At 69.9% G+C, this 9,993-nt stretch carries 11 protein-coding genes and 1 pseudogene; 6 read left to right on the forward strand and 6 right to left on the reverse strand.

Going from position 1 to position 9,993, the window contains the following annotated elements:
• Positions 1 to 3: 3 nt before the first annotated feature.
• On the reverse strand, positions 4 to 930 hold the full coding sequence (locus OOK40_RS16565; RefSeq protein ID WP_266481553.1) for a cyclase family protein: 927 nt from the start codon (positions 928 to 930) through the stop codon (positions 4 to 6).
• Between the two features lie 86 nt (positions 931 to 1,016).
• Between OOK40_RS16565 and OOK40_RS16570 the strand changes: the two genes are divergently transcribed.
• The 3 genes from OOK40_RS16570 to OOK40_RS16580 all read left to right on the forward strand — a co-directional run bounded on the left by OOK40_RS16570 (position 1,017) and on the right by OOK40_RS16580 (position 4,556).
• Positions 1,017 to 1,928, forward strand: a complete 912-nt coding sequence (locus OOK40_RS16570) for an SDR family oxidoreductase (RefSeq protein ID WP_266481555.1) — start codon at positions 1,017 to 1,019, stop codon at positions 1,926 to 1,928.
• Between the two features lie 433 nt (positions 1,929 to 2,361).
• Positions 2,362 to 3,510: an acyl-CoA dehydrogenase family protein gene (locus OOK40_RS16575; RefSeq protein WP_266481557.1), complete on the forward strand. Its 1,149-nt coding sequence runs from the start codon at positions 2,362 to 2,364 to the stop codon at positions 3,508 to 3,510.
• Positions 3,507 to 4,556 (forward strand): Zn-dependent alcohol dehydrogenase, encoded by a 1,050-nt coding sequence (locus OOK40_RS16580; RefSeq protein ID WP_266481559.1) that lies wholly within the window; start codon positions 3,507 to 3,509, stop codon positions 4,554 to 4,556. The genes OOK40_RS16575 and OOK40_RS16580 overlap by 4 nt, the downstream gene beginning before the upstream one ends.
• A 7-nt stretch (positions 4,557 to 4,563) precedes the next feature.
• Here OOK40_RS16580 and OOK40_RS16585 read toward each other — a convergent pair whose 3' ends face one another.
• Positions 4,564 to 5,547, reverse strand: coding sequence for a GlxA family transcriptional regulator (locus OOK40_RS16585; RefSeq protein WP_266481561.1), 984 nt, complete (start codon positions 5,545 to 5,547; stop codon positions 4,564 to 4,566).
• A gap of 59 nt (positions 5,548 to 5,606) precedes the next feature.
• Between OOK40_RS16585 and OOK40_RS16590 the strand changes: the two genes are divergently transcribed.
• Positions 5,607 to 6,947 carry an MFS transporter gene (locus tag OOK40_RS16590; protein WP_266481563.1) on the forward strand — a complete coding sequence of 447 codons (1,341 nt, stop codon included), beginning with the start codon at positions 5,607 to 5,609 and terminating at the stop codon, positions 6,945 to 6,947.
• Between the two features lie 27 nt (positions 6,948 to 6,974).
• Here OOK40_RS16590 and OOK40_RS16595 read toward each other — a convergent pair whose 3' ends face one another.
• The 3 genes and pseudogenes from OOK40_RS16595 to OOK40_RS16605 all read right to left on the reverse strand — a co-directional run bounded on the left by OOK40_RS16595 (position 6,975) and on the right by OOK40_RS16605 (position 8,304).
• Positions 6,975 to 7,292, reverse strand: coding sequence for a helix-turn-helix domain-containing protein (locus OOK40_RS16595; protein ID WP_266481565.1), 318 nt, complete (start codon positions 7,290 to 7,292; stop codon positions 6,975 to 6,977).
• The gene (locus OOK40_RS16600; RefSeq protein WP_266481567.1) at positions 7,270 to 7,473 is read right to left on the reverse strand and encodes a DUF397 domain-containing protein; all 204 of its coding nucleotides are present in this window, start codon (positions 7,471 to 7,473) and stop codon (positions 7,270 to 7,272) included. The genes OOK40_RS16595 and OOK40_RS16600 overlap by 23 nt, the downstream gene beginning before the upstream one ends.
• Positions 7,470 to 8,304 (reverse strand): annotated as a pseudogene (locus OOK40_RS16605) (Scr1 family TA system antitoxin-like transcriptional regulator). The gene OOK40_RS16600 and the pseudogene OOK40_RS16605 overlap by 4 nt, the downstream one beginning before the upstream one ends.
• A 160-nt stretch (positions 8,305 to 8,464) precedes the next feature.
• Here OOK40_RS16605 and OOK40_RS16610 point away from each other — a divergent pair.
• Together OOK40_RS16610 and OOK40_RS16615 are read left to right on the forward strand one after the other, a co-directional pair.
• A complete protein-coding gene (locus OOK40_RS16610) occupies positions 8,465 to 8,950 on the forward strand; it encodes an ATP-binding protein (protein ID WP_266481569.1) in 486 nt (161 codons plus the stop codon).
• 87 nt (positions 8,951 to 9,037) lie between these two features.
• Positions 9,038 to 9,454, forward strand: coding sequence for a hypothetical protein (locus OOK40_RS16615; protein ID WP_266481571.1), 417 nt, complete (start codon positions 9,038 to 9,040; stop codon positions 9,452 to 9,454).
• 105 nt (positions 9,455 to 9,559) lie between these two features.
• Here OOK40_RS16615 and OOK40_RS16620 read toward each other — a convergent pair.
• The coding region (locus OOK40_RS16620) for a TetR-like C-terminal domain-containing protein (RefSeq protein WP_266481573.1) at positions 9,560 to 9,993 on the reverse strand (434 nt) is incomplete at its 5' end.

Genomic DNA, 9,993 nt, shown 5'->3' on the forward strand with positions numbered 1-9,993 from the left:
GACTCACAGGACCGCGACCGGAGCAACGGGGGTTCCGGTGGCGCCGACGAACGGCTCGGGCATCGCGGACAGCAGGAACGCGTACCGCTTCGCCTCCGCACAGGCTGTGGACAGGCTCTCCAGGTTCCAGTTCTGGCCCTGGAGCATGCCCATCTCGACGAGATCGAGGGCGTGCACGGGCAGCCAGAGGTCTTCGATCTCCGGCGGGAAGATCTCGAAGGTGAGGGTGTCGTTCGCGACGGCGGCGACGTCGTGGGCGTGGAACCACTCGGGGGTGCGGACCGACAGGCCCGGGGACGGATAGCCGTAGGCGTGCTTGTCGCCGCCGAGGACGACCTGGATCTGTCCCGTCCGTACGAGAACGATGTCGCCGGGCCCGAGGGTGACACCGCCGAACTCCGCGGCCTCGTCCAGATCCTCGGGCGTCACGGCGTGCCCGCCGGGCAGCCGGTCCAGTCCCTTGGCGCGCGCGACATCGAGCAGGACGCCGCGGGAGACGATGTACGGGGCCTTGTCGATGCCGCTGAACTGCGCGCGGGTGTGCGGGGTGATGGTGTCGGCGGGACGGCCGTTGTAGATCTTCCCCGAGTGGGAGACATGGGTCAGGGCGTCCCAGTGGGTCGCGGCCTGGAGCCCCATGGTCACGGCGTCGTCGCTGGTGGCGACGGTGCCGGGGCCGAAGAGCTCCTGATTGATCTGGACCATGGTGTGCAGGGGGTTCACCCGGCCCGGGATGACGCCGGTCTGGATGCCGTCCTGGTGGAGGGGGAGGGCGAGGGGTACGCGACGCCCGCTGCGGACGGCTTGGGCGGCGGCTCTGACGACCTCGTCCGTGATCAGGTTCAGCGTGCCCGTCTCGTCGTCGGCGCCCCAACGGCCCCAGTTGTTCACGCGTTTGGCGATCTCGAAGAACTCGGCCGGGAGTGACATCGGGCTGCCTCCTGGGGCTTGTGCTCGAGTATCTGACTGACCGTAGAATCTAACGGTCCGTCAGAAACCGCGGGAAGGGGCCGGACGTGGGGAACTTCTTGGCAGGCAAGGTCGTCGCCGTCACCGGCGCGGGCCGCGGCATCGGCCGGGCCGTCGCCCTGGCCGCGGCGGCGGCGGGGGCGCGGGTCGTCGTCAACGACTACGGCGTCTCCATCGGCGGCGGCGAGCCGACGTCCGAGATCGCGTCGGCGGTCGTCAAGGAGATCGTCGCGGCGGGCGGCGAAGCGGTCGCCGTCGCCGACGACATCTCCACGATGGCCGGGGGACAGCGGCTCGTGGACGTCGCGCTCGCCGAGTACGGGCGGATCGACGGAGTCGTGTGCGTGGCAGGGATCCTGCGCGAGCGGATGCTCTTCAACATGTCCGAGGAGGAGTGGGACCAGGTGGTCGCCACACATCTGAAGGGCACGTTCACGGTCTTCCGGGCGGCGTCCGCGGTGATGCGCAAACAGGGCGCCGGAACACTGATCGGCTTCACCAGCGGCAACCACCAGGGGAGCGTGGCGCAGGCCAACTACTCCGCGGCGAAGGGCGGCATCATCTCGCTCGTCCGCAGCGCGGCGCTGGGCCTCAACAAATACGGCGTCACGGCGAACGCGGTCGCGCCGGTGGCCCGTACGCGCATGTCCGCGAACGTCCCCATGGAGCTCAAGGAGATCGGCGAGCCGGAGGACGTGGCGGCGCTCGTCGTCTACCTGCTCTCCGACCGCGCCCGCGAGGAACGGATCACGGGTCAGGTCTATACGATCGCGGGCCCGAAGATCGCGGTGTGGGCGCAGCCGAGGGAACTGCGGGCGGGGTACGCGGAGGGCGGCTGGAGCCCGGAGAAGATCGCGGACTTTCTGCCGGGGACGGTGGGGGTGGATCCGATGCCGATGCTGGCGCGGCTGGAGGAGATTGCGAGGGCGGCGGCGTCCGGGGACCGCCCGAACGTTTAGCGCGGGGTTCCGCTCCGGCCGCGGCCCCGAACGTTCGGCCCTGACCTGGGGCTCAGCCCCAGACCCGGCGCCTGCGGCGGGCTTGTTCCCCACCCCGCCCCTTCCCGAACTGGGGGCAAGCCCCCAGCCCCCACCGGGGCTCCGCCCCGAACCCCGTGCGGGGGCGCTGCCCCCGGATCCCCGCGCCTCAAACGCCCACGGGGCTGAATTTCGCGTCCGGGACCGCGCCTCAAACTCCCCCAGACTTCGTCCGGGGGGACCCCCACGGGGCTGGATGTGCGGCAGGGCCGCACATTCAGCCCGTCCGGCGTTTGAGGACATGCGGCCGAAGGTCGCATACGGGTCCGGGGCGAAGCCCCGTCGGGGGTCTGGGGGCTTGCCCCCCAGTTCGGGAAGGGGCGGGGTGGGGGAAACACAACTCCTAGGAGAAGACGTGGACTTCGAGTTCGGCCCGGCGGACGACGCCTTCCGCCACGACGCCCGCGCCTGGCTCACCGCGCACGTGACCCGCCCCACCACCCCCCGCATCTGGGAGCGCCGTCTCGGCCGCGACGGCTGGATCGGGATCGGCTGGGCCGAAGCCGGGTACGGCAACCGGCAGGCCCGCCTTAGCCAGCAGGTCGTCTGGGCCGAGGAGTACGCCCGTGCCGCCGCCCCCGCCCGCGTCGGCCACATCGGCGAGAACCTGCTCGCGCCGACGCTCATCGCGCACGGCACCGCCGAGCAGAAGGCGCGTTTCCTGCCCGCGATCGCCCGCGGCGACGAGCTCTGGTGCCAGGGCTACAGCGAACCCGGCGCCGGATCCGATCTCGCCGGGATCAGGACCGCCGCGGTCCGGGACGGGGACACGTTCCGGATCGACGGGCAGAAGATCTGGACCTCACTCGCCCAGGAAGCCGACTGGTGCTTCGTACTGGTCCGGACCGAGCCCGGCTCGCGGCGCCACCACGGTCTCTCCTTCCTCCTCGTTCCCATGGACCAGCCGGGCCGCATCGACGTACGTCCCATCCGCCAGATGACCGGCACGAGCGAGTTCAACGAGGTCTTCTTCGACGGAGCCGAGGCCCGTGCCGAGCATCTCGTCGGCGGCGAGGGAAACGGCTGGCGCGTCGCGATGAGCCTGCTCGGCTTCGAGCGCGGGGTCTCCACACTGACCCAGCAGATCGGATTCGCCGAGGAGTTGGAGCGCGTGATCCGGCTGGCCCTGGAGAGCGGCGCCGCCGGCGACCCCGTGCTCGCGGACAGGCTCGTATGCCAGTGGGCCGAGCTGCGCACCATGCGCTTCAACGCCCTGCGCACGCTGGGCAGTTCGGAAGACCCCGCCGACCCCGGCGCCCCCAGCGTCGCCAAACTGCTCTGGGGCGGCTGGCACCAGCGTCTCGGCGAGCTCGCCATGGCCGTCCGGGGCGCCGCCGCGGCCATCGGCCCGTACGACTGGAGCCGTGAGCGCCCGTACGAACTCGACGCACTCCAGAACCTGTTCCTCTTCACCCGCGCCGACACGATCTACGGCGGCTCGGACGAAATCCAGCGCAACATCATCGCCGAGCGGGTGCTCGGCCTACCGAGGGAGCCCCGATGAGAGGCGTCGTCTTCGACGGCAAGCAGCCCCAGGTGGTCGACGATCTGGAGATACGGGACCCGGGGCCCGGCGAGGTGCTGGTCGCCGTCGCCGCCGCCGGACTGTGCCACAGCGATCTCTCCGTGATCGACGGCACGATCCCCTTCCCCGTGCCGGTCGTCCTCGGGCACGAGGGCGCGGGCGTGGTGGAGGCGGTCGGCGCGGGCGTCGGCCATGTCGTGCCCGGCGACCATGTCTCGCTCTCCACGCTCGCCAACTGCGGCGCCTGCGCGGACTGCGACCGCGGCCGTCCCACGATGTGCCGCAAGGCGATCGGCCGGCCGGGCCGGCCCTTCACGCGCGGTGGTGAACGCCTCTTCCAGTTCGCCTCCAACTCCGCCTTCGCGGAACGCACGATCGTCAAGGCCGTCCAGGCCGTGAAGATCCCCTCCGATCTGCCTCTGACCTCCGCCGCGCTGATCGGCTGCGGTGTCCTGACGGGCGTCGGAGCCGTACTGAACCGGGCGAAGGTCGACCGCGGCGACACCGTCGTCGTCATCGGGACGGGGGGCATAGGGCTGAACGTCATCCAGGGCGCCCGGATCGCGGGCGCCTCCGCGATTGTCGCGGTCGACTCCAATCCGGCGAAGGAGGCGGTCGCCCGGCAGTTCGGGGCGACCGACTTCCTGCCATCGGCCGACGGCGTGAGGGAGATCCTGCCGACCGGCGCCGACCATGTCTTCGAGTGCGTGGGGCACGTCGGCCTGATCCGGCAGGCGATCGAGCTGCTCGACCGGCGCGGGCAGGCGATCCTGCTGGGGATGCCGTCGGCGACGGCGGAGGCGACCTTCGTGCCCGCGGCGATGTTCCTGGACAAGTCCATCCTGGGCTGCCGTTACGGCTCCTCGCGCCCGCAGCACGACATCGCCCTGTACGCCGAGCTGTACGGGCAGGGCAGGCTGCTGCTGGACGAGCTGGTGACCGAGACGTATCCGGTCGAGGACTTCGCGAAGGCGGCGGACGACGCGCACCACGGGCGGGTGGCGCGCGGCGTGCTGACCTTCTGAGCCCTCCTCAGCCTTCAGCACCGGCGCGGAACGCGCGCCGGTACGCGGTCGGCGGGACCCCCAGCGCCGCCTGCAGATGCTGCCGCATCGACTGCGCCGTGCCGAAGCCCGCGTCCCGTGCCACCTGGTCGACGGAGAGATCCGTGGACTCCAGCAGATGCCGGGCCCGCTCCACGCGCTGCCGCGTCAGCCACTGCCCGGGGCTGATGCCCGCCTCCTCACGGAAGCGGCGCGTGAACGTCCGTACCGACATGGACTCCTGGTCGGCCATGTCGCGCAGCTGGATCGGCTCGTGCAGCCGGCTCAGCGCCCAGGCCCGGGCGCCGGTGGTGGTCGCCAACTGCGGTTCGGGGACGGGCCGGTGGATGTACTGGGCCTGCCCGCCGTCGCGGTGCGGCGGTACGACGGTGCGGCGCGCGACGTCGTTGGCGACGGCCGTGCCGTGGTCGCGCCGCACGATGTGCAGGCACAGATCGATGCCCGCGGCGACGCCCGCCGAGGTGAGGACGTCACCGTCGTCGATGAAGAGCACGTCGGCGTCGACCTTGACGGAGGGGAAGAGCCGCTGGAAGTGCTCGGCGGATGACCAGTGGGTGGTGGCGGGCCGCCCGTCGAGGTATCCGGCGGCGGCGAGGACGTAACCGCCGGTGCAGATGGAGACCATGCGGGTGCCGGGCCGGACGTACGCGAACGCGCCGGCGAGCTCTTCGGTGAGCCGGCCCTCCTCGTGGACGGGACCCAGTTCGTACGAGGCGGGGATGACGACGGTGTCCGCGGTGGCGAGGATCTCCGGGCCGTGCTCGACGTTGATGTCGAAGTCGGCCTCCGTACGGACGGGTCCCGGGCGCAGCGAGCAGGTGACGATCTCGTAGAGCGGATGGCCGTCCGCGCCCTTGGCGCGGCCGAAGATCCGGTGCGGGATGCCCAGCTCGAAGGGGAGCAGCCCGGTCAGGGCCAGCACGACAACCCGGTGCTTTCTGTGATCACCCATGGCCCGATCCTATCGGATACTGTCCCTCGGGCCACTCGATGGCGGGGATCCGCCCCCGGATGCTGAGTGACGTGAACGAGACAACCGCCCCGCACGGCAGCCCGCCCACCCTCCGTCGCTCTTCTCGCATTCACCGCGCGTGGTTCGTCGCCGTCGTCACCTTTGTGACGATCATCGGCGCCGCCGCCTTCGCGTCCCTGCCCGGTCTGCTGATCGAGCCGCTGCACAAGGAGTTCGACTGGTCGCGGGGCACGATCGGCTTCGCGGTCTCGGTCAATCTCGCGCTGTACGGGCTCACCGCGCCGTTCGCCGCGGCGCTGATGGACCGCTTCGGCATCCGCCGGGTGGTCGCCGTGGCCCTGTCGGTCATCGCGCTCGGCTCCGGGCTGACGGTCTTCATGACGACGGCCTGGCAGCTGGTCCTGTACTGGGGAATCCTGGTCGGCCTGGGCAGCGGCTCGATGGCGCTGGCCTTCGCCGCGACAGTCACCAACAGGTGGTTCGTGCGGCGGCGCGGTCTGGTCACCGGCATCCTCACCGCGGCCGGCGCCTCGGGCCAGCTGGTCTTCCTCCCCCTGCTCTCCTGGCTGGTCGAGCACCACGGCTGGCGCCCGGCCGCGATCACCGTCGCGCTCTCCGCGCTGGCGGTCGTCCCCTTCGTCTGGCTGCTGCTGCGCGACCACCCGGCGGACGTGGGGATCGCGGCGTACGGCGCGGACGGCTTCACGCCGAAGCCGGACCCGGTTCCCGGCGCGGCCCGCCGAGCGCTCAAGGTGCTGTTCCGGGCGGCCCGCACGGGGCCGTTCTGGCTGCTCGCGGGCACCTTCGCCATCTGCGGCGCATCAACCAACGGCCTGGTCAAAACCCACTTCGTGCCCGCGGCCCACGACCACGGCATGCCGATCACGGCGGCCGCGTCGCTGCTCGCGGTGATCGGTGTCTTCGATGTCGTCGGCACGATCGCCTCGGGCTGGTTCACCGACCGCTTCGAGGCCCGGCGGCTGCTGGCGGTCTACTACGCGCTGCGCGGCATCTCCCTGCTCTTCCTGCCGATGCTGCTGGCACCGTCCGTCCACCCGCCGATGCTCTTCTTCATCATCTTCTACGGCCTCGACTGGGTGGCGACGGTCCCGCCGACGATCGCCCTGTGCCGCGAGCACTACGGCGAGGACAGCGCGATCGTCTTCGGCTGGGTCCTGGCCTCCCACCAGGTGGGCGCGGCGGCGGTGGCCTTCGCGGGCGGCGTGGCGCGGGACGTGTTCGGCTCGTACGACGTGATCTGGTACGCCTCGGGCGCGCTGTGCGCGGCGGCGGCACTGATGGCCCTGGTCATCCGCCGCAGGCCGCTGGCTCCGCTGCCGGGCTCTCTTGTGAAGGGTGCGCCCGACCCGGTTGCCTGACGCTCACACCGGTGGCGAAACGGCTGCTCAGTTGCTCAGCTTGCGCGGTCCAGCGGCTCGAAGCCGACGGTTGAGCCGCAGTCCGAGCGCTGCGGCGAACCGCTCGAGCAGCGGCAGGGTCGGCATCGTCCCACCTGCCTCGAAGCGAGCCACGGCGGGCTGCTGAAGCCCGGCCTCCTGGGCGAGCTGGGCCTGGGTCATCCCAAGAGCCTCCCGGCGCTCACGCACAGCGCGGCCGACTTCGTAGCGGATCCGGGTCGCCTCGTACGCCTCCTGCGCTTCGGGGTGCGCGAGGGTCTCCTGCCTCAGCTCGGCCCAAGGCTCACTCTGCGGCGAACGAGACAAAGGCTTCCCATCCGGCCGTCGCGAAGGAGAGCGACGGCAATTCCCGGTTCTTCGAGTCACGGACGCGTACGGTGCCGTGTGCTGCGGCGACTTCGACGCAGTCCCCGCCGCCCGAGCCGCTGTAACTGCTCTTGAACCACCTCAGTTCGGCACCGTCGGCGCCAGTCTGCTCAGCACTCATAGTTCTCCTGCCACGCGCTCGATGAATCGCGCGGACTCGTCGACGTTCAGGGCTTGCGAGCGCAGCTTGCCATACCGCAGTCCGAACGAACTCACCCTGGCTGGGTCGCTGACCACGACACCAGTCTCCTGCGACTCGATGTAGCCAACTTGCCGATGCTCGAAGGTCTCCAACAACACCATCGGCCCGTTCAGCCCAGGATGGAATCCCCGAGCCGTCAACATCACCTGGATCTCCATGTTCCGCGGCTTTGCCTGCTGCAGCAGATGCTGAAGCTGCCCCTGCATCACCTCTACGCTTTCCAGCGGGTTCCGGAGCGCCGCCTCCCCGATGATGAAGCTCAGTTCCGCGACTGGTGTCCGAGTGAGGAGCTTCTGCCGGTTGAGCCGCGCCTCTACGTGCTGCTCGATCGTCTCCTCGCTCAGCTGCGGGGCAGTGCCCGGCGAACAACTCGCGCGCGTACGCCTCGGTCTGCAACAGACCCGGTACAAGCAGCGGGTCGTATGAGAACCGGCTCACCGCCTCGGTCTCGATGAGGGCGAAGTCCTGGAAGAACGCTGGGAGTTTCGCTCTGTCCACATCGTCCTGCAACGCCGCCAGTACCCCACCCGCCCTCAACACGGTCTCCGCCGCATCCGTGAACGCAGCCTTCGCCGGGCGCCGACCCTGCTCGATGGAGGCCACCTGCTCGTAGGAGTACCCCACCGCGTCGGCCAGCACCTGCTGTGTCAGGTTCGCCTTGTCTCGAAAGAGCTTGACCAACTTCCCGTAACCGACCCAGATCGGCGGCTTGTCGTCGTTCTCGTCCCGCTTCTTCTCCTGGCGGGCCATCATCCGCACCACATCCTCAACTAGGTGCCGAACCAACCGAAGTGGCGCCCGCAAGGTCACGTCTGTCGCCCCGTACAACCATGCCCCCGACCCGTACAGCCACCCCCGGTACGCCGATCCGCCCTGTTCAGGCTATCCACAGCAACGGCACGGTCACGCTATGAAGTCGAAAGTTGCCGCCCCCGACCATTCCCTCACCGTTCGTCTCAGCAGCACCCGCCGCGGCGCGCGCCTCGCCCGGCGGCTCGTCGTCGCCGAGCTGGATCAATGGGGGTTCTTTCCCGCGAGTCCCCTCGCTCAGGCCGCCGAGACCGTCATCGCGGAACTGGTCGCCAATGCGATCACCCATGGCCGCTCCCCGGGCCGGGACTTCGGCCTGTCGCTGACCCGCACCAGCGATGCGATCCGTATTGCCGTTTCGGACACCAGGCCCGAGCGGCTCCCGCCCGAGTGGGGAACCCTCACTGTGCCGCCCGCGGAGGTGGACAGCGGGCGTGGCCTGCTGCTGGTCGACGCGCTCGCCGTCCGCCGGGGCTGCGACGTACGCGACACGATCGTCAAGACGGTCTGGGCCGAGCTGGAGCTCCCGACAGGGATGACGGAAAACCACCCCTGTTCCGAGGGAAGAACTAGAGGGGGACCGTGAACAGCGCGCAGCGCATGTACGCACACATCAAGTTCAGGGAGAAGCTAGTTACATGGGGAGGCGTTCGAGAGTTTCTTCCATGACGTGATGTGCGCTCGCTACCCGGACTTCCTCGACGTACGCACCCACGGGAACCTCGGCGACCAAGGCTCCGACGGGCTCAGTCTGCACGCCCGCAAGCTCTACGCCTGCTATGCGCCGCGTAGTTTCGACGCTGCGAAGTTACGCAAGAAGTTCCACGACGACCTGAACTCCGCGCTCGCGCAACGTATGGGTCAGTTCGGCACGTTCGTCTTCGTTCACAACGATCTGCGCGGTGTTCATCCCGAGGTCGGCACGATGCTGATGGAGGCAGATCGGGCATCCCAGGGACGAGAGAAGATCGTCAAATTCTCGACCTTGTTGACCAACCTTGTGGTCTTTCATACGACGCTGGACGGCGCAGGCGGGGCCGTACACGTTCGCGGACGTTGCCCTGTCTGGCTGGCCGGGTCTGTCGTTTGAGTGACAGACCCGGCTGGCCCGTGACCTGCCGCCCGATCGTCCGCTCGGGTGCGTGCAGTCCCACACACGCCCAACCTTCGTCGGGTAGTGGGCCGTTGGCGGCTGTCATTGTTGGCGGTTGGGGGCGAGGGCGATCGCGGCGCGTACGCCGGGAGCGACGAGGGCGTGGAACAGGGCGTCGGCGCGGTCGGGGCTGTCGTCGTCGCTGCCGTGCTCGGCCCACCAGGCCATCGTGGCGAGAAAGGCTGCGACGACGAACTGGACGACGAGCTCGGTGGGCACGTCGGGGGCGGGGGCGGTGGGTGTCAGCGCCTTGAGCTCGTTGCGGACGAGGTCGGCCAGCAGGTGCTGCATCTCTCGGAGGACGGGCGCGCCGCTGGGCGAGCCGGTCAGGGCGCGTCCGAGTTGTCGCTGGTCCTGGACGTGGCGGAACATTTCCAGGCTGAAGCGGAACAGGCGCTCGGGGGCCCGGGAGCCGGGGTGCGGCTGTTCCAGGATGGCCCGCAGGTGGACGAAGCCGCTGCGCATCAGGTCCTGCC

Origin of the sequence: Streptomyces sp. NBC_01481 (assembly GCF_026339995.1) — a bacterium.
In the GTDB taxonomy this organism is placed as follows: domain Bacteria; phylum Actinomycetota; class Actinomycetes; order Streptomycetales; family Streptomycetaceae; genus Streptomyces.

Excerpts from the sequence above, each read along its gene's own strand:
- OOK40_RS16590 (WP_266481563.1), top strand. The coding sequence starts at position 5,607 with ATGCTGAGTGACGTGAACGAGACAACCGCCCCGCACGGCAGCCCGCCC.
- OOK40_RS16565 (WP_266481553.1), bottom strand. The coding sequence starts at position 930 with ATGTCACTCCCGGCCGAGTTCTTCGAGATCGCCAAACGCGTGAACAAC.
- OOK40_RS16580 (WP_266481559.1), top strand. The coding sequence starts at position 3,507 with ATGAGAGGCGTCGTCTTCGACGGCAAGCAGCCCCAGGTGGTCGACGAT.
- OOK40_RS16600 (WP_266481567.1), bottom strand. The coding sequence starts at position 7,473 with ATGAGTGCTGAGCAGACTGGCGCCGACGGTGCCGAACTGAGGTGGTTC.
- OOK40_RS16615 (WP_266481571.1), top strand. The coding sequence starts at position 9,038 with ATGTGCGCTCGCTACCCGGACTTCCTCGACGTACGCACCCACGGGAAC.
- OOK40_RS16610 (WP_266481569.1), top strand. The coding sequence starts at position 8,465 with ATGAAGTCGAAAGTTGCCGCCCCCGACCATTCCCTCACCGTTCGTCTC.
- OOK40_RS16585 (WP_266481561.1), bottom strand. The coding sequence starts at position 5,547 with ATGGGTGATCACAGAAAGCACCGGGTTGTCGTGCTGGCCCTGACCGGG.